This window comes from Kitasatospora sp. NPDC094016, assembly GCF_040304045.1.
Taxonomy (GTDB): Bacteria; Actinomycetota; Actinomycetes; order Streptomycetales; family Streptomycetaceae; genus Kitasatospora.
On the sequence record NZ_JBEOUK010000028.1, the window covers coordinates 72,597 to 97,642 of the forward strand.

Here is a 25,046-nt window from a genome sequence, read left to right on the forward strand (position 1 = left end):
AGGCACAACCCGGTGTGGGGGTGTTGCTTCAATTACCCCTCAGCATCACAGCTTTGACGCGTGGGGATGGATCCAGACAGCCATGGGCCCTCGTCGGCCGTGCGCCAGGCTCGCGGCCGCATGGACAGTTCGCCAGTAGTGCCAGTGTTCGACTTCAGCAACCGGCGTCCGCGGTCGAGTGCGCAGGCCACAACGATGTTGCTCAACTATCTGAGGAATTAATGGTGTTGATAGTCAACCAGGGGCACAAAGCTGCGGCCGGTATGCGCTACGGTGGGTCTCATCGGAAGAGCGAAGGGGCGCCCCTCGCCCTAGGAAGCTGAATGGGGCGCCCGTTCGCGATCAGACTAGGAGAACCATTGATCCCAATCCGTGATGCCCGCGTCTGCGTCAGCATCCTCGACATCGTTGCACGTCATCAATGTCAGAACAAGGGCGTGGCCGCCATGGCTGCGACCTTCGCAGCCTGCGTAGTCAAGGGCTCAGCTGCTGGCACGCTCGGCCATAGTGCTGATCTGGTGATCGCTGCCATCGTTTTGATCATCATCGGCTTCATTCCTCGAGCCGCCGGCGATCTCACTGAAGTGAGTCAGCCAGGCAGGCAGTCCGCCCTCCCTCGGCACGAGCGCCCCCGTAGGTTCACTTCTCGGCATCACCGATAGGCGTTTGGTCACGACAACTTGCTCTCCGGGCTTCGGGCTTGCTGCTAGTAGCCAGCCCGTTCCTGCCTAGCCCCGCGCTCGCGGGGATCGCTCCGATGTGGCTCAGCTCCACGAGGGCGTCTTCTTGTTGGCCCCGCGCTCGCGGGGATCGCTCCGATGTGGCTCAGCTCCACGAGGGCGTCTTCTTGTTGGCCCCGCGCTCGCGGGGTCGGGAACGCGTGGGCGGAGCGGCATCGCGTCCGATCCGTCCACGCGCCCTACCGGTACGGGCTGCCGCCGCTCACCACGAGCCCGAGCGCCTCGTCGTAGCGCAGCCGGAAGTCTCCAAGCGACGCTTCGCCCTGTTCGTCGAGTGTGAGGGCCAGGCTGTAGCGCAGCCACGGATGGTCCCGCCACCCCGGCAGGGGGCCGAGCGCTTGCTTCGCCGCCTCGGTCAGCCGGGCGGGAAGGCGCACCGTCCCGGAGAGCACGTCGTCGACCACCTCCGCAGCGACTTCGCCGTTCGGCCCGAGCCTGCGGCCCGTCACCGCCCGGAAGTCGTCCTCCCCGATGCGACGTACCAGGACGACCTCCGTGCTCGGGTCACCGTCGCGGACGAGTGCCTCGAACTGCCCCTCGGCCAGCCTTCCTTGGCCTCCATAGTGCAGGCCGGCCAGTGTCGGCGCCCCGTGCTCCCCGGAGCGGGTCAGTACATACTCGACTGCCTTCGCGCGACGCAAGGACTGCCGCTCCTCCCACTCCTGCCGGGCCTGCGCCTCGGACTCCGCCCATGCCGCCGGAACGACGGGGTCCGTGCCGTAGACCCGGGCAACCAGCTCTGGCACCCGGCTGGGGATGCTCCACAGGCCTCCATCGGCAGTCACCCGCTCCACCTCTGCGGCCGTGCGCAGCAGGAGGTAGCGGCCGTAGATTCCCTCGGAGGCGCGCAGGATGTGCGGTGTTCCTCCGCTGTCGAGACTGATGCCGGTGACGACGACCGTGGGTTGGGCCAGCAGGGCGGGGCGCTTGACGCCGTCGTGGCGGTGGAGGCGGCCGATGCGCTGGAGGAGCAGGTCCATCGGTGCGAGGTCGGTGATCAGCAGGTCGGCGTCGACGTCGAAGGACTGTTCCGCGAGCTGGGTGGCGACCACGATCAGCCTGCCGGGACGCCCAGCGCCTGCGGCCGGCGGGGCGAGGAGGTTCAGCACGTCCTGTGTGCGATCGGCCCGGTGGCCCGTGTGCAGGCGTCCGTGCAGCAGTCGGACGTCGGCGCCGAACTCCTTGCGGAGGGCGTCGAACGTGGTTTGGGCGCGGTCCACCGTGTTGCGGATGACCAGGACGCACCCGCCGTCGGCCAGGCGGTCCCTCAGGTAGTCGACCACGGCGGTGTCCGTCTGCCCGGCGTCGTTCTCCGCGCCCCGGGCATCGGTCCGCGTCGGCGGTTCGTCGAGGACCTCGACCCGCACTCGCAGGTCGTCACGCCAGGATTCCGTGCTCTCGACCAGTACTTCCGGCTTCCCATCCTGTCCCGGCCAGGCTGCCGTCACGCTCGGGTACCCCTGCGGCTCGGGAACCTCCAGCGCCACCGAGGTCTCTGCCGATTGCGTTCCGGCCAGGTAGGCGGCGACCAGGAGGCGTCGTTGCTCAGGTGGCAGGGTCGCCGACAGCAGGACCACCGGCACCCCGGCCTGCCCGAGCCACCACAGGCCTTCCAGCAGGAACTGCGACATGTAGACGTCCGCGGCGTGGACCTCGTCGAGGATCACGACCTTGCCGACCAGGCCGGCCATCCGCAGCATCACGTGCTTGGTCCGGGTCGCGGCGAACAGGAGTTGATCGATCGTGCCGACCGCGAACGGGCTCAGCAGGCCACGCCGACGGCCGAGGAACCACTCGGCCGGAGCCCTGCGCTCCCCGCCCTCGCAACCGTCGAAGCAATCGGACTGCACGCCGTACTCGTCCACCGTCGAGTAGCGGGCGTCGGCATCCTGGCTCCCCTCCCCCGCGTCTTCCAGCAGGCCGCGCCATTCCTTGTTGAACATCCGCTTGCCGTGCAGCAGCGCGACCTGGTCCTCCTGCCCCTCCTCGATGCTGCGCAGCCAGGATCGGACCTGGGTGAACATCGGGTCCGCGGTGGCCTGGGTCGGCATGCCCAGATACACTCCGTCCAGGCCGTACCGGGCAGCCAGCAGCTCCGCCGCCGCCAGCGCGGCCTTCGTCTTCCCCTCCCCCATCGGCGCCTCGACGACCACCAGCCCCGGCCCGCCCATCCGGCGCACCACATCGAGGACCAGCTCCTGCGACGGCCGGGTCCCGTGACCGAATCGGTCCCGAAACGTCTCCGGGCCGGGCGTCGGCAGCGTTCCCCACCCGCCACGCAGCCCGAGGCTCGACCAGGCCGCAGCCGCCCGCTTCCGCGCCTGATCGATCGTCACCTTCTCCAGATCCGAAACCCCGGCGAAGTGCCGCTCGTCGCTGGCGATCCAGTCCGCCATCACCACGAAGCCGGACAGCTGGAGCTGCACCGCACGACCCGGCACCAGAACGGGCTCCACCGCTGCCAACGGCGCCCCTCCCCCGAAGCCGAGCTCCCGTGAGAACACCTCCACCAGCGCCGACTGGGCCAGCTTCCAGGACGGCCCCTTCCCCTGGAGGTCCGCCTTCTTCGGAGGCAGCTGGCCCAGTGTGGGGAAGCGACCGTGGTGGCCGGCGACCAACGGCCAGACCCAGTCGACCTGTTCCTCCACCCACCCCGCGTCGGCAAGCGCCGCCCGCAGCAAAAGGCCGCCGGCCTTGTCGTGCCTCCAGGACTCGGATTTCACCGCGTACTTGTTCCATGAGAGGCCCGCTTGGCGAACGGCGTCCGCCAAGTCGGAGTCCATGTGCTGGAAGGCGGGGACGGCCTTGCCGTAGTCATGGATCCCGCACAGCCAGGCGAACAGACGCCGCCCCTTCCCCCGGCCGCCCGCGACGGCGTCCAGGCGCCGCTTTGTCACGGGCGGCAGGTAGCGGTCCCAGATGACCTCCGCCACCGCAGCAGTGTCCAACATGTGCGACAGCAGGAGGTTGGCAGACCCCCCGGCCCGCCCGGCCGACTTCCCCCACAACGCGCCCAGCCAGCCCCTGACCTCGGGCGGGTACCACTGCCAGCGGTCCTCAGCCATCGTCCCGACCTCCATGTGCGAGTACGCTTCAAGAGCCTAGAACGCGGCACCGACAATGGACTTGGCCGTGAGAAGAGACGACGACACCACATGACCGCCGCTACGGATCGCCTACCAAATCGAACTGAATCAATCGGCGCCCTCTGAGGAGAATCGCTGCAGGTCAGGAAGTGTCGGCCCCGCGCTCGCGGGGGTTGCTCGTCGCGATGACCGGCGTCGGCCTCGGCTTCATCGTCGGCCCCGCGCTCGCGGGGGTTGCTCCGTCGCGGTGGGCGCAGTGCCCGCACTGTCCGCGTCGGCCCCGCGCTCGCGGGGGTTGCTCTTGGTCCGCGGCTTGCTTTTCGCCTGCTGCTTCGTCGGCCCCGCGCTCGCGGGGGTTGCTCTTCGCTGGTCGCAACGACTCCGAGGCCGAAGTCGTCGGCCCCGCGCTCGCGGGGGTTGCTCCGCGTACAACGCCGTCTCCGAGTGCGGCAAGGCGTCGGCCCCGCGCTCGCGGGGGTTGCTCCTTCTCAACGCGATCCGCCGCGCCGGAGGAACCGTCGGCCCCGCGCTCGCGGGGGTTGCTCTTCTCTCGGCGGCCCTCGGCCTCACCACGAGCGGTCGGCCCCGCGCTCGCGGGGGTTGCTCCCAGGAGGACTGACATGGACCGCATCACCGCCCGTCGGCCCCGCGCTCGCGGGGGTTGCTCCAGGTCGAGTACGCGGGAGGTCGTCCACGCCACGTCGGCCCCGCGCTCGCGGGGGTTGCTCCTTCTCAACTTCCTTCCGGCAACAGGTCGTTAGGTCGGCCCCGCGCTCGCGGGGGTTGCTCCAGACCAGACCATGATGAATCGGTCGGTGTCTGGTCGGCCCCGCGCTCGCGGGGGTTGCTCCCGGATCAAGGACCGGAAGTACGAGAACGGCGAGTCGGCCCCGCGCTCGCGGGGGTTGCTCCGCTCAGGGGCCCACCCCGTGATGCTCCACCTGGTCGGCCCCGCGCTCGCGGGGGTTGCTCCCCGGCGGCCTGGGGCAACAAGCGCAAGGGCTAGTCGGCCCCGCGCTCGCGGGGGTTGCTCCGGCAGGCCGCGGTCGATGAGCCGGAGGCGGGCGTCGGCCCCGCGCTCGCGGGGGTTGCTCCCGCACAGCCCACCCTCCGCGCGGTACCGCGAGGTCGGCCCCGCGCTCGCGGGGGTTGCTCCGAGAAGGTGCGTACATCGTGACCACCCCCCGTGTCGGCCCCGCGCTCGCGGGGGTTGCTCCAGGCCGCCGATGGTCAACGTGGTGGCGGGGACGTCGGCCCCGCGCTCGCGGGGGTTGTTCCTCCTGGACGTGCTCTGCGCCGTCGTCCCTGCAGTCGGCCCCGCGCTCGCGGGGGTTGCTCCCTCGCCAAGGAGTTCAAGACCCGCCTGAGTGAGTCGGCCCCGCGTTCGCGGGGGTTGCTCCGCTCTGACCAGGACCTCGCGGTTCTCCTCCGCCCAGTGCGCCACGTCCGCGCAGTCCTTCGCCGACCGGAGCGCCCGATCGGCCTTCGCCCACACCATCGCGTCCCGCTCACCCTGCCGCTCGGTCGACCACGGACCCGGATCCGGTTGCTTCCACGGCGGGACCTCGGCGGGGACCTCCAGGTCCCGGACCATGTGAGGTGGCGCACGGGCCGCGTGCGCTGTGGCAATTCGCCCACTATCTGTCAGGGACATGTCTACTATGGGCGGGGCGCCACGTCCGGATGCACGCCCGCCGAAGACGTCCATCTCACCCCTGGAGACCTCGTGAATCCCAGCGTTTCCCGCCGACTGCGCGCGCACGCTCCCGCCGCCGGTCTCGCACTGTTGTGTTCCGTCGTCCTCTGCGCCGCGACGCCGGCGCACGCCTTCAGCGGGGGCAACCACGAGAAGATCACCCGGGCCGCCCTGGGAGCCGGGGGCTGGCACCCGAACTCGCTGACGGCGATGGCGGACGGGAACTCGGGCGCGATCGTCGCCAACGACCACGACCAGTACTTCGGCATCGGCAAGCTCCACTGCGACAACGCCGACTACCTCGACCCCCGCTACGACAGCCGCTACCCCCGCACCCGCGCGCAGGCCGACGCCGAGGTCATCGACTGCGTCGAGAGCTCCGTCGACCACGTCAGGAGGGCCCTCGCCGCCGCGGACCGGCTGGTCGACGCGAACGGGCACGTCATCGCCGCCCAGACCTCCATCTCCCCGGCCTGCTCGTGGAACGACCAACCGGGACGGGCGAAGTGCGAGGTGTTGGAGGACCTGGGCCGCGGCTGGCACCAGATCGAGGACTTCTACGCCCACAGTAACTGGACCGACCAGGCCGCCCCTGGAGCCATCGGTGTCAAGAACCCTCCCGGCCTGGGGCGCACCGACCTGCCCGCGTTCTTCTCCATCGCCCGCTACAGCTCCATGAGCAGGGCGGACTGGGTCAAGGACGCCACCGGCCACATCCCCCACGACCTGGCCACCGGCTGCTACCCGGACCGCGACCACACCGGGACGGTCTCCAACTGCACGGGCCGCGTCACCCACGACGGGGTCCTGAACAAGGACACCAAGGACAGCCCCCGCTCAGCCGTCGCCCACAACTTCGACCACGCCTACGACCTCGCCATCAAGGACATCGCCCGCCAGTGGAAGGAGTTCAAGGACGAACTCCAGCGCAGGTACCCCGGCAACGGCCGGGCACAGGCGATGATCTGCGCCATCACCCATGACCACCCGGACAAGACCTGCGGCTGAACCACCACCGCCGGGTAGTGAACGGCCTGGCCGTCACCGCCGCCTTCCCCGAGGCCCTGCGCCCGTCCCGGTGCCAGGCCGGGAGAAGCCGGCGGTGCGGCACGGACGCGCACGGACGCGACACCCGCCCGACGCCGGCCCGATCCACGCCGCGCTCGTCACCGACGCCCGCGCCCGCGGCGGGAGCGCGGCCTGATGCCCGCCGACCGTCGCCGGCGGACGAAGGATCTTGCCCACGCCGGTCGGGTTCCAGTGGTTCGACGGCGGCGCCTTGCGCTCTGTCGAGTGCGACTCGCCCTGGTTCTTGTACGCGTGGGCCGCCGGGGTGTCGAAGCCCGCGGCTTCCAGCGCCGTGGCGATCATCCACCGACTCCGCCCCTCCAGCAGGAGCTTGCCCATGGACCGGACCGCCTCCGAGGTCACCTGGTCCGGCTCCGGCGTTCGGCCACCGCCCGGGCGGTCCCCGATCCGGTACCCGTACGGCGGCTGACCACCGGCCCCACCGGTCCGTCTTGCGCAGGTGCCTGTGCGCCGCGGTGACGCCCGGTGCGCCACGTCCGCGGAGTCCTTGGCGGAGCGGAACGCCCGGTCGGCCTTGGCCCGCACCGTCGCTCCCTACTTACCCTGACGCCCGGTCAGTCACGGACCCAGGTCGGGACGCTTCCACGGCGTGATCTGGGCGGAGACGTCCAGGTCTTCGAAGGGCCCGACGATTCCCACTCCTGCGAGGCCCGCGCGCCGGGTCGCCGACTCCGCCTGCGCCGGGTGCGAGACCTTGCCCTCACCCCCGCACCCACGGAGATGGCCCGACCGGTGTGACGGGGGGCGAGGCATGCGGCATTTCCGGGGCAGGACGCGCCGCCGTAGGCGGACGGGGAAACAGGTGCGGGTGTGGAGCCGGAGTTGGTGTGGGCGGTGCCGGAGGCATGTCGGGCGGGCGTGGGGCGCTTCGGTATGCGGGTGCCCGGGCGGACTGGCGAGGATTCATCCTTCGGATGGTGCGCGCAAGCACGAGAACTGGCGGGTGGCCGTTCGCGTCGCGCGATCCTGCGGGGACGAACGGCAGGTGGCTTCGATTCGGCTTTCGGGCGTCGTAGTTCGTCTACCCGGGGAGCCGAAGCGGGCGGGCGCCGGGGCCGTATCCGCTGTTCATTGCTTGTTTATTCCCAGAAGCCAGAGTCATTACTGATCTTCCTGACTCGGGCGGCCGGACGGTGCCTGGCAGGCAACTCTGGAGAACGCACATCATGCCGCGCAAGCCACTTGGGACCCTGGTCGCCGCCGCTGGGGTGGTCGTCGGACTCACGCTCGCCACACTGGCCAGCACCTCCGCCGCCATTGCCGCGGAGTGGGACGTGCCGGCGCAATCAGCACACCGATCGTGCGTACACCGACCCGAGTGCGGGGATCGTCGGCGCCTTCTCGGAATGGACTTCGTGAGGTCGCTGATCGGCGAGGCCGGAAAGAGCGCCGAAGTTCGGAGAATCCAGGCCGAGTTGCATGTGGGCCTGTCCAGGGTGTCGCGACAGCTCGCCATGGGCGAGTACGCCGTCAGCATCTTCCGGTGAGACAAGGGCTTCCAGGTCGGGCGCGACCCGGGCAGAGGCGATCGCCGAGCCGTCGCGTCTCGGGCGGGGCCGGACACCGACGCGAACCGGACAGAACCGAAGACTCCGCTTCCCGTCGTCCGTCTGACCGGCATTCTCCGAACGACGGCGGCGTTCCCGTACGTCAACACATGTAAGGCGACCGGCCCTCACCCCGGTCGTACCACCGGTCGACCGGGTTGCCTCCCCCACAGGCCTGACCCGACCGACCGCGCCAGTGCGTTCGCATCCTGTCACCCCCACGAAGAAGGAGGGTTTCCGCATGACCGAGATTTCCACGCTTGCCGTCGTACGCTGCCTCGGCGGCTTTTCACTGGACTTGAGGGGACTCCCGGTCAGACGCTGGCGGGCCGGCAAAGCGCGCACACTGTTCCTTTACCTGCTCATCAACCGGGGCCGTACGGTCGACCGCGACGAACTGCACGCCGCGCTGTGGCCCGACCGCACCCGGTCGGCGGGCTCCAGTTCCCTCAAGGTCGCCAAGCACGCGGTGCACCAGATACTCAGCGGGCAGCAGGCCGCGGAGGAGCAGCCGGCCGCGGAGATCGTCTGCAGCGAGTACGGGTACTCCCTCAAACTCCACGACGCCTGGCTGGACTTCGAGGAGTTGGAGCGGCTGTGCAACGAAGGGCACCGGGCGGCGGCCCGAAGTGATCCGGGCGCGGCAGCGGAGCACTACCGCCGGGCGCTGGATCTCCACACCGGGGACTTCCTGCCCGGTGAGACCGCCGACTGGGCCAGGGAGCAGCGGGACTGGGTACGGTCCCTCGCGCTGGGAGCGGCGGACTTCCTCCTCCAGGAGGCGCTGGACCGGGGCGAGTTGCCGAAGGTCATCGACATGTGCCGCCGCACGCTGGACATCGACCCGTACCAGGAGGACGTCTACCGGACCCTGATCCAAGTGCACGGTGACCTGGGCCAGTTAGCGCAGGCGAGGTCCTGGTACAAGCTGTGCCGGGCCCGGATGTCGGAGGGTCTGGACATCGATGTCAGCCCTGACACTCAGCGGCTTCTGGAGCGGGTTCTGCGCACCCAGGACGCGTCCGCCCGGACGGTGGACCAGACCTCCGGCCCACGCGTAACCGATGCATAACCCCCGCATAACCAGCTCATAACCAGCGCATAACCACCCTGTCTAGACTCCGAAAACCGCGACCGGTCAAGGAGATTGGTGTAACCGTGCTGGAGACGAACCAGGGTTCCGTTCTTTCGGTGGAGGATCCCGGTGTTGGTGCCCCGGCCGATACCGGGCCCCTGATCGTCGGCATCGGGGGCACCGTCCGATCCGGTTCCTCGACGGAACGGGCGGTCCGGGCGGTACTCGCGGCCTCCGCGGCGGCGGGGGCCCGGACCCTGCTGCTGGGTGCCGAGGAACTTCAACTACCGCTCTACGCACCGGGGGAGTCACTGCGCACCCCGGCGGCCCGGCGGCTGGTCGAGGCCGTCTCCCTCGCCGACGGCCTGGTGATCGGCACGCCCGCGTACCACGGGGGCGTTTCCGGTCTGGTGAAGAACGCCCTCGACTACCTGGAGGACCTGCGTGAGGACGCGCGTCCGTATCTGCACGGCCGCGCCGTCGGCTGTGTCGTCACCGCGCGCGGGACGCAGGCCGCTTCGACGCTGGCGGGGCTGCGCTCCGTCGTGCACGCCCTGAGGGGCTGGCCCACTCCCCTGGGCGTGGCCGTCAACACGGAGAGCGTCACCCTGGCATCCGACGACAGCGTCGGCGGCAGCACCGGCGACCCGCGTCTCACCGCGCAACTGGCCACCGTCGGACGGCAAGTGGTCGAGTTCGCCCGGATGCGCACGCCGGTCGGCTGAGCGTCCGGGGCCCGCCGCCGCCGACCGCGGCCGACCGCCGTACGTCCCCGTACGTCCGTCCCCGGTACGTCTGTCCCCCGTACGTCCGTCCCCCGTACGTCCGCCGTCACGATTCCCGCCCACCCCTTTGGTTCCGGCTGCCCTGACACCGGATCCTTCGCATCCGCATTCCCACGTCCGACCGTGATTCCGAATGGAGCGCGCCATGGAAGACACCGCGAAGTCCACCGCGAAGTCCGCAGAGCCCGAGGAGACCACCGAGGGGACGGAAACCCCCCAGGCGGAAACCGCCGAGGACACCGAACTGGACGCGCTGGACGAGCTGGACGACGTCGACTTCGACCTCGACGAGGTCGAGAACAAGATCGCGCCGCTCGCCCTCGCCACCACCGAGCCCTCGCGATGGTGACGCGGGCGGCCGAGGTGAGCCGCGCATCCACCGACTCCGTCCTGGTCGACGTGAACACCGGCCCGGCCGCCTCGTACACGGGGCTGCGCGCGGGCATCGACGCCCTGCGCGCCGAGGGCGCCGACTTCACCGCCCTCGCGGCCGGGCACCCGTCCGAGTGGGCGGAGCTCTTTCCCGCCGAGACCGCGCCCGGCACCGCGCCGCTGGAGGAGATCGCGCTCGCGCCGTCCGAGCGGCGGCTGCACCGGGAGAGCGAGCAGGTCTACCGCGTGCTGACGGTGGCCGCGACCGCCCTGTGCACGGGCACCGCGCAGTTGGGCAAGCCGCTGCTGCTCAGCGGGATGGGCGGCACCGACCTGTCCTCGCTGCGCGGCTTCATGCGGGCCTTCGAGCACGCGCAGCTCGTCGAGGGCGCCGAACTGCTGCTGGACGCGCCGACGTCCGTGCGCGAGCCGGTCGGCCGGTACGCCGACTACCGCGGGGAGCGGGTGCGCTGTCTGCGCCGCATGGGGCTGCCGGTCACCGAGGCCGACCTGGCCGTGGACCTGGGTACGGCTCCCGACGCCGGATTCGAGCCGGTGTCCGAGGAGGGCGAACTCTTCCTGCGGGCAAGGGACTCCGAGGGCTCCGCCGTGGACCGGGTGGCCGCCGCACTGGCCTACTGCCGGCGGGCGTTCTTCTCCACGAACTGGGAGGGCATGGCAGTCGTCGCCGACGAGGCGATCGGGCTGCTCGCCGGCATCCCCGAGTCGGGCGTACCCGGGCTGCTCGCCGAGGCGGAGCGCGAGAAGGAGCTCGTCCACGCCATCGAGTTCGAGACGGCGATCCTGCGGAGCACCGCCGACGTACGCGGTTTCCTGCTCAAGGTGCTCGGCATCCAGGCGGGCTTCCGCGGGGACCAGGACACGGCCCTCGCCTGCTTCCGGGCCATCCGGGAGGACGCCGCCGGCCTGTCCCCGGAGCTGCGCGCCCAGTCGCACCTGTACTCCGCGCTCACCCTGTCCAAGCGCAAGAACCGGCTGGCGGAGGCGGTCGCCGAGGTGGAGCAGGGCTTCGAGGTCGTCGGGGAACGTCCGGGCGAGGCCGAGAGCGTACGCCGCGAGCGCGGCTGGCTGCACAACCTGCGCGGGCTGACCCTGTTCGCGCAGCGGCGTCTCGGGGCGGCCTTCGAGCACGAGAAGCAGGCGCTGGCCTGCATGGCGGGTCTGACCGACGCCAGTGCCGCGCATCTGCGGATCAACCTGTACTCGAACATAAGCGTGCTCCAGGAGAAGGCGGGCAAGCACGCCTCGGCCCTGGCGACCTGGGAGAAGTTCAGGCAGGCCGCCGACTCGTCGAACGCGGGCTTCCGCAAGCACCACGCGTACCGTAGCGCCGGGCTGCGGCTGCTCGTCGGCGAGCGGGACGCCGCCCTGGCGGACCTGGACACCACGCTGGTGAACGCGGCCGCGCTGGGTGACCGCTTCCACGAGACCGAGGTACGGCTCGAACTGGGCATGCTGCACGCCTCCGGCGGTGACGCGAGGACGGGCGCCGAGCAGTACGAGCGTGCCGAGGCCGCGGCGCGGCTGCTGGGCGACCCGTACCGCATCGCGCTGGCCCAGGCGGGTCGGGTGATGACGACCGGCTCCGTGACCGCGGCCGGGTCGGTGGCGGCCATGGCGCCGCTGAGCCTCACCCGTCCCGGCGCGGCGGACGCCCTCGCCAAGGCCGTCGCCGACGGCGGTGACCTGCGAGGGCTGCTGCCCAAGCCGCGGACCAAGCTCAACCGCCCGTTCGACCTGATCAACTTTCAGGACTGAGGCCATGACGGACCATGCGACCCAGGCGGAGACGGGACAGCGGGCCAGGTGGCAGCTCTACGATCGGCTGCTGCTGCGGCGGGCGGGCTTCGGCATCGGCCTGCTGACCGCTCTCGGTGACGGGCCGGCGGGTGCCGCGGCCGCGGAGTACCGGGAGGCGGTGGCGCGGTTCGAGCGCAGCCGCGCCCGGCTCCAGGAGGCGATCGCCGAGTCCGTCACCGGCGCCGACCGCGAGCGGGACCGGGCCGGACTGCGCGAACTGTCGAAGCTGCGCGGCCGGGTGGGCCGCCGGCTTCCGGTGGAACACGACCCGCGCGGCGGCGACCTGGCATCGGAGGTGGCATCGGCGGTGGCACCGGCGGTCGACGGATACCGCGCGGCGCACTCCGCTCAGCAGCAGGCGGGCGAGCGGCTGACCGCCGCGCTCGGTGAGGAGGTGCTGCGGCGGCCGGAGCGGGTCCGCGACCTGCTCCGCGACGAGCGGGTGTGCGACGCCCTGCTCCAGCTGTCGCCGTCCTTCCACACCGAGGCGGTGCGCTGGGTCGACGGCTGGCAGCAGCAGGACAGCACGGCGGGCCGCAACCGTGCCAAGGACCGGTCCTTCTACCGCCGGGTCTACCTGTACGGCCAGCGGCTCGGCGCGAAGAACGAGACGACCAGCTTCTTCGGTCCGCTGGTGCACGGCCGGGTCGACCGTGGGGCCGAGGGCACCGTCCTCGGCCCCGAGACGGCCTGCGGCTACCACGTCCTGGCGGCGCAGACCGCGTTCTGGGCGGTGTGCGAGCTGGCCAAGCTCATCGGTACGGACCCGCAGGTGCGGGACCGCCCGCCCGTGGCCTGGATGCCGTCCTGCCGCAGGACACCGGACGAGGTGCCGGGGACGGGGCCCGGGTCGGGGACGGGGTCGGGGTCGGGGACGGGGTCGGGGTCGGGGACGGGGTCGGGGACGGGGTCGGGGTCGGGGTCGGGGACGGGGACGATCCAGTCCGCCGACGGCCGCCTGATCACCCTGTCCGGGGTGCGGTGGCAGCTCGCCGAGGCCGTCGACGGGCGGCGTTCCCCCGTCGAACTGGCGGCGCTGGCGGGACTCGGCCTCGCGCAGACGCGCCGGGTCCTGGACCGGCTGCGGCAGGCGGGAGCCGTCCGGCTCTGGCCCGAGCCGCCGTCCACCGCGGCGCGGCCGCTGGACTGGCTGCTCTCCTGGGCCGACCGCTACGCGCAGGGCACCGCCTGGCCGGCCCGGCTGCGGGAACTGCGCGACCTGGGCGACGCCTACGCGGCGGCCGACGGCCACCGTGCCCGGGCGGCCGCGCTGGAGCGCGTCGAGGAGTGCTTCACCCGGCTCACCGAGGTCGACGCGCGCCGCGCCGGCGGCCGGATGTACGCGGACCGGCTGGTGGTGTCGCTGGACGCCAAGGGCGACCAGAGCCCGGTGGTGGTCGGTGGCGACGTGGCCGGGCGCTGGGAGTCCGAGCTCAGCCCGGTGCTGGACGTGGCCGCCCGCTACGGCGAGCTCCAGCAGCACGCGGCGGCCGAGCTGTGCGCGGGGATCCTGCGCGAGGCGGGCGGCGGCGCCATGCCGTACGACGAGCTGATCCGCCGGATGCGCGCCTCGGTCGAGGCGGGCGGTCTGGACCGGCTCGCCGGGCCGCTGATCGGGTTCAAGCGGGACTACGCGGCGCTGGTGGAATCCGCCGTGCGGGGCCAGGAGGCCCGGCTCTCCCCCGCCGAGCTCGCGGGGTTGGCGCCCGAGCCCGGCCGGCCCCGTTTCGTCAGCCCGGACCTGATGCTGGAGAGCCGGGAGGACGGCGGCGAGCTGCTGGTGCTGGGCGAGCTGCACCCGTACGTCTTCGCCTGGGGTTCGCAGGGGCTGTTCAGCGACGAGCAGGACCGGATGCTGGGCGACTTCGCGGCGGGTCTCGAACCGTGGGGCGGCCCCGAGCGGCTGGCCACGGTGATCCGCCGCAGGCGCCACAAGGGCCTGGTGGCCGACTGGTTCCCGGGCCGCTTCATCGAGATCACCTCGGTGGCCACCGACGACCGGGAGCGGACCGTGCCGCTGACCGACCTGACCGTCGTCCTGGTGGACGGCACGCCCCGGCTGCGCACCCCGGACGGGGAACTGACCCTGTACGCCGGCGAGGACGACCACGTGCACCTGCGGGCCTTCGCCGCACCCGGCGTGGGGCTGCCGCTGGTGCGGATCGGGGACTTCGCGCCGAGGATCGTGGTCGGAGACCTGCTCGTGCAGCGGGCGCGCTGGTGGTTCGACCGGGCCGACCTCGGGGTCGACGCGGCGCGCGACCCCGCCGCCGCCTTCCTCGCCGTCCAGTCGCTGCGGGCCCGGCACCAGGTGCCCCGGTTCTGCTTCGCCTCCCTCGCGCACGAGCCGAAACCGGTCGGAATCGACCTGGACAGTCCGCTGGCCGTCGACGCACTGGTGGCGATGGTGCTGGCCGGTGACAGCGCGACGGTGTCGCTGGCCGAGATGAGGCCGGCGCCGGACGCGCTGTGGCTGCGCCACGGCGGGGCCCCCGTGACCTCGGAGTTCCGGATCGCCATGAAGCGAGCATCGTCATGACCCACCGATCCGACCGATCCGACCCGTCGCCACAGGAATCGGCGGCGCGGCGGCACGGCTGGGAGCTGCTGCCCACGGTCGTCCTGCGCAGCGCCGGGTTCCCCTGGCAGATGGTCGAGCGACTGGCCTGTGAACGGACCCGTCTGCTCATCGAGGAGTTGTTCGCCCTGGAGGCCCGGTCGGCCGGCGTGGCGTCCCGGCTGCACCCGGCGGGGCGGCTGTCCCGGGGCCAGCAGGCCAGGTTGCGCGGCCTGCGGCCGCTGCCCGCGTCGGACAACCTGCCCGCCGACTGGCTGGCCGAGTGGAACGCCGCGGCGGAGCGGGTGAGCGCGGTGCGGGAGCGGCTCGCCGCCACCGTCGAGGCCGACACGGCGGCGGTCGACGAGGCGCTCGCCGCCGTCCGCACCGATCCGCGGGTCAACGACGCCATCGTCTGCTCGTCGCCCGCCGTCCACCGCGATCTCGCACGGGGTGCGGCCGGCGGCCGGATCCGGCGCCAACTCGCCTCCTACGCGCAGCGGCTGGCGTCCAAGAGCGAGACGATGAGCTTCTTCGGGCCCATCAACTACGGCAGGCTCAACCCCAGCTCCGACGCCGTCACGGCACTGGACTGGGAGGGCCACACGGCGATCCCGGTCCGCCAGGCGCACACCGCGGCCCGGGTCAACGACGCCGTGCAAGGCCTGCTGCTGGGCGATCCGGCGCTGGCCGAGCGGCTGGCGCCGGTGCGCAAGACGATGACGGGGCCGCCCCGCGGTAGGGGCGTCGGCGCGGCGCTGCTGCGGGAGGCCGACGGCGTACGGACGGTGGCCGGGATCGCGTCCGGGTGCGGCGCCGACGCCCTGGAGGCCGTGGAGGCGTTCGCGGCCGCCGTGGCCAAGGGGACGCTGACGCACACCCTGTGCCCGCCGGCGACCGTGGTCGACCCGCTGCGCTGGACCCTGGAACGCATCGACGCCTCGGACACCGGGACGGCCGCCCGCGCGGCCGGGGTGCGGGCCCTGCTGGTGAAGGTGCTCGAACTGCTCGACGGCTACCCGTCGTCGCCGCCCGAGCGGAAACTGACCGTCCAGGCCGAACTGGAGGCGCTGCTGCCCGTCGCCGACCGCTCGGCGGAACGCGGCCGCTTCTACAACGACCGGGTCGTCATCCACGAGGCCGCCGTCGGCACGGCCGGGCTGGAGGTCCGTGGACCGCTGGCCCGCGACATGTGCGACGCCGTCGCGCCGGTCCTCGACCTGCTGGCCCACGAGGCCGAGGCGACCCGCGTCCGCACCAACCGGGCGGTCGCGGCCCGGCTGGGAGCGGGACGCATCCCGCTGCTGCGGGCGCTGCGGGAGTGCGCGGACCTCGCCATCGAGCCGGGCGGCGAGCTCGGCGCCGAGCTGAGCCGGGTGATCGAGGCCGAAGGCGCGGACCGGGCCGAACTCGACGTGGCCGGGCTGCTCGCCGCACCGCCACCGCCCGCCGCCCCGGTGCTGTGCTCCATCGACGTCCTGATCGCGGCTCCCGACCTGGCCGGATACCAGCCGGGGGTGACCCCGCTCGTGCTCGGCGACATCCACGACGCGGCGCTGCTCACCCCGTGGGCGCTGCAGTTCCATCCGGACGCCGCGGCGCTGCTCGCCGAGCGGGACGCCGGGGTGCGCAGGGCCCTGGGCGACCAGGTGGCCGTCAACGTGATCTCCCGTCGTACGACCGGGCTGCCGCCGCTGGAGTTCCCCGGGGTGGCGCTCGAACTGGGCGGCAGGGCCGGCCCGGACCGGGAGCGGATCGGCCTGGACCAGCTGTGGCTGGAGAGCGACGGCGAACGGGTCGTCCTGCGCGGCGACACCCACCCGGGCCGGAGCCTGCTGTTCCACAACGGCGAGCTCGACACCGCCGTGCACACCGCGCTGGCACTGCCCCGGATCCGGCGCCCGGTGCTGCCGGACCTGCCGCACGTGCCGCGGCTGAGCTGGGGCAACGTGGTGTTCTCCCGGCGGCGCTGGGCGCTGCCGAGCGCGGCGCTGCTGGAGGCGCACGGCAGCCGGTGCGAGGCCGAGCGGCTGCTCGCCACGGCCCGGCTGCTCCGGGAACGGGGCCTGCCCGACCGCTTCTTCGCGAAGTCACCGGCCGAACGCAAACCGGTGTACGTGGACACCGCGAGCCCCGAACTGCTCAAGGGGATGGCCCGGCTGGCGGGCACGGCGGAACAGCTCCTGCTGTCCGAGACTCTGCCCGCGCCCGAGGACGCCTGGCTGCGGGACGGGGAGCTGCGCTTCGCCTCCGAGCTGCGCTGCGTGTATCTGCGGGGCGGTGGTGAGCGGTGACGCGCCGGGTGGTGCTCCCTCCCCTGTTCGATCCGAGTCTGGAACCGGAGCTCGGGGCGGACGACGAACTGATCGACGCGAACGCGCACTTCGTCGCGCGCCTCGCGGGCACCGGGGCACTCGCCGCGCTGGCCGAGGACTACGACCTCGGCAGGCGCGGCGGGGCCGACCCCGCGGAGAACCGGACCAGGGCGCTGTTCGCGCGGGCCGCCGCACGGGTCACCGCGCGGGGCGGCCGGGCCGCGGGCCGGCTGCGGGCCATGGGCATGGCGCTGCGGCTGGCGGGCGAGGCCGATCCGGCCCTGCGGCTGGCCGCGGACGACGTGGAACTCGTCGGCGGGACCACCGAGTGCGGGGCCGACGTGGTGCTGGCCGCGCGGCGGACCGAGCTGCTGGGGCCCGAGGCGCGGTGGACACGTGCGGCGGCCCCGGAGGGGCGGGTGCACGTGGTGATCGAGACCGACCAGCAACTCCCGGCGGCCGCCGTACTCCTGGAGGAGCTCGGCCCCGCACGGGTCGTGCTGTGCGGGCGTTTCGCCACCGCCCACCGGGAGGCGCTGCGCGCGCTCGCCCCGTTCTCGGCGGCGGCGGGCTTCGACGACTGGGCTCCGGCCTGGCGGCTGGGCAAGGAGTGGTCGGGGGACGGCACGCCGGTCCGCTGGGTCCGCCGCGCGGCCGACCGGCCGGCCGGCGCGCCTTGGGCGGGCTGGCTGGCCCCGGACGAGGCGGCGGCGCTGCCCGCCGGGGCGTGGCGCGAGTGCCGGGGCGCGGCGCTGACCGTGGCACGGCTGGAGTCCTGGGCCGAGGTGACGGGGGCGGACGGCCGCCGTACCGATCTGCGGGCCGTCCTGGACGCGGCGGGCGGGGCCCTGCTCCGGGTCGAACTGCTGGTCGGGGCGCCCGGGGTGAGTGCCGAGGAGACCGGCGCCGCGGCGCGGGGCCTGCTCTCCGGGCCGGGCCCCCGGCTCGCGGGGCTCAGCCCGTTCCGACTGCCGACGGCCCGGGGCGGGGCGGCACCGCAGACCTGGGGCGGTGTGCCGCTGGTCCGGCACCCGGCCCCGGGCAACGACCTGCCCCGCTGGGACCGGTTCAGCGGGCCCGGGACGCTCGACGAAACGGCGCGCACCGCGGCGATCGGCACACTCAACGCCGAACTCGGCACTGTGGCCGACCTGTTCCCCGGCCGCTTCGCCTGCTGCGTGCTCGCCGCACCGGACGGGACGGCGGTGTGGGAGCCGTCGGCCGCCGTCGTGGCCGGGGAGGGGCCCGGCCCGGACGGCCAGGGCCCGGGTTCGTTCGTGGTGAACCTGCGGACGGGCAGCGCGTTCCGGCTGCACCCGAAGCTGACGCCGGTCGTGGAGCGGCTCTCGTCCGGCGACACCGCCGTCCTGGACCGGATCGGCGACGGAGCCCGAAGGAAACTGACCGATCGGCTGATCCAGGCCGGTGTGATGCGGAGGAGCCAGTGAGCCGACAGTGGCGCATCGGGCGGGAGTTCATCCTGCGCCATGCGGGAATGCCGTTCGACTGGCTGGAGGAGCTGGGCGCGCCCCACTCCCTGCTGGAACTCGCGGACGAGCTGCTCGACCGCGAGCGGACCGTCCTGGAGCTGGTGGAGGCGCGGTTCAGCGGGCCCCGCGCCGAGTCGCTGCGTTCCGACGTGCTGCGCGGACGGGCGCGGCAGCTGCCGGCAGCGTCCGGCGGGGCGCAGTGGAGCCGGGCGGTGGGCGCCTGGGCCGACGCCTGGGAACGCTACGCGCTCGCCTGCCGGCAGGCCGACGACGAGGCCGGAAAGCGGCTGCGGGACCTGCTCGCGGATCCGCGGGTCTCCGAGGCGGTGTTCCTGTCCAACCCGGACGCGTACCGCAACATGCTGCTCCCGCTGCTGGCGTACGAAGGCCCGCTGACCTCGCGCTGGCGCCGGGTGCGCCGGCAGATGTTCACGTACGTGCAGCGGTTCTGCGCGAAGAACGAGACGGTGAGCTTCTTCGGGCCCATGGCGTACGGCACGGTGGGCGAGGGCGAGGGCGCCGTGCTGCGCGACGACGTGCCCCGCGTCCGCCGGGTGTTCTTCTCGCACTGGGCGGCGCGTGCGCTGGCCACGGCGATCGCCCGGGACCCCGGGATCCTTCCGCATCTCGCGTTCCACTCCACCGGACGGGGTGACGCGGCGCGGGAGCCGCTGCTGCCGCTCGTGGCCCCGGCCGGAACGGTGTTCCGCGACGTGGTGCGCGCTGCCGGGCAGCCGGCCCGCGACGTGGCCAGGACGCTGATGCGGCTGGTGGCCGAGGAGGCCGTCACCATCGGCCTCGGCGGCGGCGACTACGACCTGGAGCCGCTCGCGACCCTGCGGGACCAGCTCTCCGCGCTGCCCGCCTCACCGGCCCGCGAGCTGTGGCTCGACCGGACGGCCGAGCTCTCCTCCCTCATCGGCGAGTTGGCGGAGGTGCCGCTGGAGTGCAAGGCGGCCGCCGTCGCCGCCCTGGAGGAGCGGTTCACCGAGTTCACGGGCAGGCCGGCCAGGCGGGGCGCCGGTGCGGCGTACGCCGACCGCGCCGTGTTCTTCGAGGAGTGCGCGTCGCCCTTCGCGCTGACCCTCGGAGCCGGGCTGGTCGGCGACTGGGAGCGGCAGCTCGCCCCCGTGATGGAGGTGTGCGCCGCGCACGGGCGGGCCGCCCAGCGCGCCGCGGCGGCCGCGGTGCGCGACGCCTTCAAGGACGGGACCTCAGGAGGGGCGGGCCCAGCGGAGTTGGACCTCCTCACGTACGCGACCCGAGCGGCCGCGAGCCGGTCCGACTCGACCAGCACCTTCCAGGCGGCCCACGCACCCGTCTACCCCGGCGCCGACTGGCGGGCCGAGGTCGAGCGGCTGACCGAGGAGGCCGGGGCGCTGGACGGCGACCGGTACGCGGTCATCGACCTGTGCCCCGCGGCACCGGACGCCGCCGGGCTCGGCGCGGACGCCCCGCTCGTCCTCTCCCGCGCCCACCACCACCTGCTGGTGCGCAGCTGGCTGGGCACCATGCACCCGGATCCGGACCGGCTCGGCGCGGACGCCGCCGCCTGGACGGCGGCGCAGGACGGCGCGGTCGTCGGCCTCGACTTCGGGCGCCGCAACAAGGGCTACTACCGCTTCCCCGGCCGTGAGGTCGCGATGCGCCCGCTGACCTGGACCGACCACGATCAGCCGGAGCTGCTGAAGCCGGAGGACCTCACCGTCCGCATCGGGCCGCACGACGTCACCCTGCACGATCCGGACGGCAGGGCGGTCAGCGCGTACGTCCCGCTGAGCGACTTCGTCAAGTACGCCCCGATCGCCGCCCTTTCGCACCCGCAGGTGCTCCACCCCACCTTCACCACCGAGGACGCGCAGCCCGAAGTGGCCCTGGGGTCGGTCGTCCTGCAGCGGTCCCGGTGGCAGGTGCCCACCGCGGCGCTCGCGGCACCGGAACCCGAGGCGCGGTTCCTCGCGCTGCGCAGGCTGGCCCGGGACACCGGAACGCGGTTCGTCTTCTGCCGCAGCGCCCATGAGCGCAAGCCGTACCTGATCGACCTGGCCTCACCGCTCGCGGCCGACCTGGTCAGCCATGTGGCGCGCGGCGCCGAGCAGTTGGGCGTGGAGCGGATGGCGCCGGGGCCGGACGAGCTGTGGCTGCGCGACGGCGAGGGCCGGCGCTACACCAGCGAGCTGCGGATGCAGATCATCGGCAGCTGCGGCGGCAACAGCGGCAACAGCGACGGGAGCGGCACGCGATGACGCACACCACGCTCTTCGCCGAGCACTCGCTGCGGATGCGGGCCGACGTGCTCCCGGACGGCACCGTCTCCACCGAGCGGACCTCGATGCGCGGGATGAGCGTCGAACGGCACCTCGACCGGGGCTGCACCGAGCACCGCTTCGCCGACGGCGACGACCTGCTGGCCTCGGGCACCGCCGTAGCGGGCCCGGAAGCCGCCGACGCGCTGCGCGAGGTGCAGGAGCGGCCGCTGTTCGAGCTGACCCCCGAGCTGCGCGCCGAGCTCGCCGGGATCGCCGCCGAGACCGGCGCGGAGCTGACCCTGGGGGTGGCCCAGCAGCACGTCGCCGCCGGCGGCGCGGACCGCGTCGCCACCACCGAGCGGATCGTCACGACCCTGGAGACCAGGCTGACCGGCGACGACGGCACCGTCCACTCCCGGTCGCTGCTGTGCGCCCCCGCGGGGTCCGACCCGGGCGGGCTGAGGGACGCGGCCGTGCGGACGGCCGACGCGGTGCGCGAACGCCTCGCGCTGCCGCTCGCCGCCGAACTCCCGTACGGCGCCGACCTCGTGCTGCTGCCCGGTCTCGCCGGGGCGTTCTTCCACGAGATCGTCGGACACCCGATGGAGGCCGACGTGGTCGCGTCCGGAACGAGCTACCTCGGGGCGCGTGCCGGGCGGCCGGTCGCACCCGCTTGGCTGTCGGTGCTCGACGGCGGTGCGCACGACGGGCCGGGCTACCGCAGCCCGTTCGACGACGAGGGCACCCCGTGCCGCACCCTGCGGCTGATCGACCGGGGCACGGTGGGGCGGCCGATGACCGACCGGGCGCTCGCCGCCCTGCTCGGCGGCGGCCCCGGCACGGGCCACGGGCGCAAACAGAGCTACCGGCATCCGGCGATCCCCCGGATGACCCACACCGTGGCCCTGATCGAGCCCGCGGCCGAGCCGGAGCCGCCCTCGGGCGACTGGATCGCCCCGTACGGGCTGCGGCTGGACACGATGAACATCGCCTCGGGCGCCTTCGTCTTCCACGCCCCGTTCTCGCTGCTGCACCGCGTCGACGGCAGCACCGCCCGGCTGGGCCCGCTGACGGTGACCGGTGACGGAGCGCGGGTGCTCGCGGGCCTGCGGCCCTACGAGCACCGGGTCGCCTCCTACCTGCGGGCCACCGGAGGCTGCGGGAAGCTGGGGCAGTACCCGGTGCCGGTGTCGTTCGCCAACGCCGGATTCCGGCTGCCGGCCGGGCTCGTCGGGCTGCGGGCGGTGGCCCGTGGCTGAGACCAGGACCCGTGCCTCCGGGATCTTCACGCCCACCCGCGGCGCGGCGCGGCTGACCGTCTCGCTCGACACCCTGCGCGTCGAGCGGGACGCGACGGGCCGGGTCACCGGCTCCCGGCGGGTCGCCGGGTCGACGGACCAGGACGCGGGCAAGGAGACCGGGCTGCTGCTCGCCGAGGCGGCCGAACGGACGGCGTCGGCCGTCGCCGGGCTCCAGAGCGCGGTGGCGCAGGTCCACGAGTGGCGTGACGGCGACGGCCTGCCGGTGTCCAGGCGGGCCGAGCTGCTGGCCCGCGTCGAGACCCCCGGCGGTCCCGTACTGCTCGGCACCAGCGGCCCGGGGGATCCGGCCGGGCTCGTGGAGGCGCTGCCCTGGGACGAACTCGGGGCGCTCTCGGGGCCGTTCGTACCGGTCGACCCGCCGGACGACTGGCGCGAGCGGCCGGTGCTGCTGCGGCCGTCCGCGGCGTCGGTGCTGGTGGCCGGTGCGGCCTTCTCGCTGACCTCGCGCGGGGGCCGCGCGACCGCCGCCCGGCTGGCGGGGCGGCGCATCCTGCCGCAGCTGACCCTGACCGATCTGCCGTCCGCTCCGCCCGAGTCGGGGCTGGACGCTTCGGGGCTGGACGGGCCGGGGCAGGACGCTTCGGGGCAGAACGCTTCGGGGCTGGACGCTTCGGGGCTGGACGACCGGGGCGACCCGGCGCTGCCCACCGTCCTGGTCGACGGCGGCCGGATCTGCCCGCCGCCCCCGCTCGCCGAGGGCATCGCGCTCGGCCGGGCCGTGTGGGACCACGACACCGGCGGGTTCGGCCCGCCGCCGCTGTCCCGGCTCGAACTCGGCGGGCCCCGGGCCGAGGTGCCCCCGGACGCGGTGGAACTCGTCTGGTGCGTGGAGGGCCTCCAGCGCTACCACGGCGACGGCACCGTCCGGCTCCAGTGCCTGGCCAGGGTCGCGGACCGGCCCGGCGGCTGGTTCCGCCTCGCCCTGCGGGGCAAACCCGTCCACCTGCTGCGCCAGGCCCGCGGCCTGGCCGGCCCACCCGTGGCTGTCCACAGCGACAGCGACGTGACCACCCGCTCGCTGGTACTCGCCGGCGCGGCCGAAATGGAAGGTGCAGGACATGCCGTCGTCACCGTCATCACCCCCTGACTTCACGCTCATCGGCGGAGGGATCGTCGGCGCCTGCCTCGCCGAGGAGTTGAGCGACAGCGGGGCCTCCGTCCGGGTGCTCGACTCCGGTGCCGAACCCGGGCACTCGACCAACCGCGCGGCGGGGGTGGCGGTCCCCTCGCTGCGCTACCTCACCGACCGGGAGTTCTACGACTGGCTGCGGACCGCCAAACGGGACCTGGACGCCGACGTCGCCCGGCTGGAGCCGGAGTACGGCGCGTTCAGCGTGGCCAGGCCCATCCTGCGCGCGCTGCGCGAGACGGACGTGGAGGCCCACGGCGACGTGCTGAGCGGGCTCGGCGTCGGCGACTGGGTGGAGGGCGGCGCCCTCGCGCAGGCCGCGCCCGGGCTCAAGCTGCCGACCAGCAGGCGCTACCTCCTCGACCCGGACGGGCTGATGATCGACGGCCGCCGCTACCTGGACGCCGTACGGCGCCGGTGCCTGGCCCGGGGCGTCGACTGGCGACAGGGCGTCACGGTGCGGGAGGTGCGCGAGGAGGGCGCGGCCGTCTCGGTGGTGACCTCCGACGGGACGCTCCGCGCGGACCGGGTGGTGATCACCGCCGGCGCCTGGAGCTCGGGCAAGGGCCTGGCCGAGGCGACCGGAGTCCGGCCGCAGCGCGGGCAGATGGCGGTGCTGCGGACCGACGAGGAGCTGAACTGCATCCTGTCCTCCGCCTACTACCTCGCGCCCGGGGTCGGCGACGACGTGATCGTCGGCGCGACGGAGGAGGACACGGGGTTCGCCGAGCACGTGACCACCCAGGGCATCGCCAACCTGCTGCGGTTCGCCACGACCGTCATGCCGGGGCTCGCGGACTCGGTGCCCGTGGAACTCCGTGCCGGGCTGCGCCCGGTGTCCGGCACCGGACGGCCGCTGGCGGGCGCGCTGCCCGGCCACGAGCGGATCTTCCTGTCGGCCGGCCACGCCGGGCACGGGCTGCTCTCGGCGCGCGCCACCGGCAAGGGCATGGCGGCCGGCCTGGTCGGCGACGACTGGGAGGCCCTGCCGTACAGCATGTGTCCCTCGCACGCCCTGGGCGGTGCCTCCTGATGCGCATCGACCACGTGATCCTCGGCGCGCGGACCATCGAGCCGCTGCGCGAACTGCTGTGGGACCAGTACGGGTTCGGCATCACCGACGGCAGCCCCAACCCGGACGGCACGGCGAGCTGGGTGGTGCCCTTCGACACGCCCGACGTGCAGTACCTGGAACTGCTCGTCACCCACGACGAACGGCGGCTGGCGGGCGAGGACTTCGGCCGGCTGTTCCTGGAACGGACCGCCGACGGGCCGGACTTCCTCACCTGGGCGGCGCTGACCGACGACATCGAGTCCACCGCACGCGAGGTGGAGGCGGTCACCGGCGCCGATCCGGACCTCTACCGCGGCGAGTCCGTCCGGGCCGACGGCCGACGCGTGCCGTGGGCGGAGGCGGCGTTCGACCTGTCGTGGCACAGCCGGGTGCTGCCGTTCTTCCTGAGCTACGGCGACCCGCAGGCGCGCGCGGCACGGGTGCCGGGCGACCTCGAAGCGGCCGGGCACCGGGTGTGCCCGACGTCGCTGCGGCGCCTGGAGACGGGCCCGGCGCCGGAGCGGGAGCGGGTTTGGGCGGACCGGTGGCCCGGACTCGCCGCGCTCGACGTCCTCGTCGACCCCGCGGCAGGCCCCCGCGTCTCGGCGGTGCACATCGACACCGCCGAGGGCGAGACGGTGGTGCGGCTTCCGTGACCCCCGCACGCCCCGCACCCGCGGGAGCACCGGGCGGCCCCGGCCGCAGCACCGCCGCGGCCG

General features: G+C 73.4%; 16 protein-coding genes and 1 CRISPR repeat array. Of the genes, 14 read left to right on the forward strand and 2 right to left on the reverse strand.

Translation table 11 applies throughout. The features are described from left to right. Positions 1-919 precede the first annotated feature (919 nt). On the reverse strand, positions 920-3,805 hold the full coding sequence (gene cas3 / locus ABT015_RS24355; RefSeq protein ID WP_350882460.1) for a CRISPR-associated helicase Cas3': 2,886 nt from the start codon (positions 3,803-3,805) through the stop codon (positions 920-922). Positions 3,806-3,977: 172 nt separating this feature from the next. Beyond that, positions 3,978-5,226: a CRISPR direct-repeat array (repeat unit 29 nt; unit sequence GTCGGCCCCGCGCTCGCGGGGGTTGCTCC). Positions 5,227-5,552: 326 nt separating this feature from the next. Here cas3 and ABT015_RS24360 point away from each other — a divergent pair. Beyond that, positions 5,553-6,530: a CinY protein gene (locus tag ABT015_RS24360; protein WP_350882462.1), complete on the forward strand. Its 978-nt coding sequence runs from the start codon at positions 5,553-5,555 to the stop codon at positions 6,528-6,530. Between the two features lie 33 nt (positions 6,531-6,563). On the opposite strand, the gene ABT015_RS24365 is transcribed toward ABT015_RS24360, so the two are convergent. Beyond that, positions 6,564-6,929 (reverse strand): hypothetical protein, encoded by a 366-nt coding sequence (locus ABT015_RS24365; protein WP_350882463.1) that lies wholly within the window; start codon positions 6,927-6,929, stop codon positions 6,564-6,566. Positions 6,930-7,957: 1,028 nt separating this feature from the next. Here ABT015_RS24365 and ABT015_RS24370 point away from each other — a divergent pair. From ABT015_RS24370 to ABT015_RS24430, 13 genes are all read left to right on the forward strand, one after another. After that, positions 7,958-8,098 carry a hypothetical protein gene (locus ABT015_RS24370; protein ID WP_350882465.1) on the forward strand — a complete coding sequence of 47 codons (141 nt, stop codon included), beginning with the start codon at positions 7,958-7,960 and terminating at the stop codon, positions 8,096-8,098. Positions 8,099-8,399: 301 nt separating this feature from the next. Then, positions 8,400-9,230 (forward strand): AfsR/SARP family transcriptional regulator, encoded by an 831-nt coding sequence (locus tag ABT015_RS24375; protein WP_350882467.1) that lies wholly within the window; start codon positions 8,400-8,402, stop codon positions 9,228-9,230. A gap of 86 nt (positions 9,231-9,316) precedes the next feature. Next, complete coding sequence (locus tag ABT015_RS24380) at positions 9,317-9,958, forward strand: NADPH-dependent FMN reductase (RefSeq protein WP_350882469.1); 642 nt, start codon at positions 9,317-9,319, stop codon at positions 9,956-9,958. 193 nt (positions 9,959-10,151) lie between these two features. Next, positions 10,152-10,367: an ammosamide/lymphostin RiPP family protein gene (locus ABT015_RS24385; protein WP_350882471.1), complete on the forward strand. Its 216-nt coding sequence runs from the start codon at positions 10,152-10,154 to the stop codon at positions 10,365-10,367. Positions 10,368-10,381: 14 nt separating this feature from the next. Beyond that, positions 10,382-12,169, forward strand: coding sequence for a hypothetical protein (locus tag ABT015_RS24390; protein ID WP_350882473.1), 1,788 nt, complete (start codon positions 10,382-10,384; stop codon positions 12,167-12,169). Positions 12,170-12,173: 4 nt separating this feature from the next. Continuing rightward, entirely contained in the window at positions 12,174-14,750 is a 2,577-nt protein-coding gene (locus ABT015_RS24395) for a hypothetical protein (RefSeq protein WP_350882475.1), read from the forward strand. Further along, positions 14,747-17,062 (forward strand): lantibiotic dehydratase family protein, encoded by a 2,316-nt coding sequence (locus tag ABT015_RS24400; RefSeq protein ID WP_350882477.1) that lies wholly within the window; start codon positions 14,747-14,749, stop codon positions 17,060-17,062. The genes ABT015_RS24395 and ABT015_RS24400 overlap by 4 nt, the downstream gene beginning before the upstream one ends. An 8-nt stretch (positions 17,063-17,070) precedes the next feature. Then, a complete protein-coding gene (locus ABT015_RS24405) occupies positions 17,071-18,531 on the forward strand; it encodes a hypothetical protein (protein ID WP_350882478.1) in 1,461 nt (486 codons plus the stop codon). Beyond that, on the forward strand, positions 18,528-20,819 hold the full coding sequence (locus ABT015_RS24410) for a lantibiotic dehydratase family protein (protein WP_350882480.1): 2,292 nt from the start codon (positions 18,528-18,530) through the stop codon (positions 20,817-20,819). The genes ABT015_RS24405 and ABT015_RS24410 overlap by 4 nt, the downstream gene beginning before the upstream one ends. Beyond that, positions 20,816-22,081: a metallopeptidase TldD-related protein gene (locus tag ABT015_RS24415; protein WP_350882482.1), complete on the forward strand. Its 1,266-nt coding sequence runs from the start codon at positions 20,816-20,818 to the stop codon at positions 22,079-22,081. Before ABT015_RS24410 ends, ABT015_RS24415 begins: the two co-directional genes overlap by 4 nt. Beyond that, on the forward strand, positions 22,074-23,231 hold the full coding sequence (locus ABT015_RS24420) for a hypothetical protein (protein WP_350882484.1): 1,158 nt from the start codon (positions 22,074-22,076) through the stop codon (positions 23,229-23,231). Before ABT015_RS24415 ends, ABT015_RS24420 begins: the two co-directional genes overlap by 8 nt. Further along, entirely contained in the window at positions 23,203-24,306 is a 1,104-nt protein-coding gene (locus tag ABT015_RS24425; RefSeq protein ID WP_350882486.1) for an NAD(P)/FAD-dependent oxidoreductase, read from the forward strand. Before ABT015_RS24420 ends, ABT015_RS24425 begins: the two co-directional genes overlap by 29 nt. Next, positions 24,306-24,983, forward strand: a complete 678-nt coding sequence (locus ABT015_RS24430; RefSeq protein WP_350882488.1) for a VOC family protein — start codon at positions 24,306-24,308, stop codon at positions 24,981-24,983. The genes ABT015_RS24425 and ABT015_RS24430 overlap by 1 nt, the downstream gene beginning before the upstream one ends. The last annotated feature ends 63 nt before the right edge of the window (positions 24,984-25,046 follow it).

Bases quoted from the DNA above. Each gene is read 5' to 3' on its own strand.
- ABT015_RS24430 (WP_350882488.1), top strand. From the start codon at position 24,306: ATGCGCATCGACCACGTGATCCTCGGCGCGCGGACCATCGAGCCGCTG.
- ABT015_RS24375 (WP_350882467.1), top strand. From the start codon at position 8,400: ATGACCGAGATTTCCACGCTTGCCGTCGTACGCTGCCTCGGCGGCTTT.
- ABT015_RS24395 (WP_350882475.1), top strand. From the start codon at position 12,174: ATGACGGACCATGCGACCCAGGCGGAGACGGGACAGCGGGCCAGGTGG.
- ABT015_RS24425 (WP_350882486.1), top strand. From the start codon at position 23,203: ATGCCGTCGTCACCGTCATCACCCCCTGACTTCACGCTCATCGGCGGA.
- ABT015_RS24415 (WP_350882482.1), top strand. From the start codon at position 20,816: ATGACGCACACCACGCTCTTCGCCGAGCACTCGCTGCGGATGCGGGCC.
- ABT015_RS24370 (WP_350882465.1), top strand. From the start codon at position 7,958: ATGGACTTCGTGAGGTCGCTGATCGGCGAGGCCGGAAAGAGCGCCGAA.
- cas3 (WP_350882460.1), bottom strand. From the start codon at position 3,805: ATGGCTGAGGACCGCTGGCAGTGGTACCCGCCCGAGGTCAGGGGCTGG.
- ABT015_RS24385 (WP_350882471.1), top strand. From the start codon at position 10,152: ATGGAGCGCGCCATGGAAGACACCGCGAAGTCCACCGCGAAGTCCGCA.
- ABT015_RS24365 (WP_350882463.1), bottom strand. From the start codon at position 6,929: ATGGGCAAGCTCCTGCTGGAGGGGCGGAGTCGGTGGATGATCGCCACG.
- ABT015_RS24400 (WP_350882477.1), top strand. From the start codon at position 14,747: ATGACCCACCGATCCGACCGATCCGACCCGTCGCCACAGGAATCGGCG.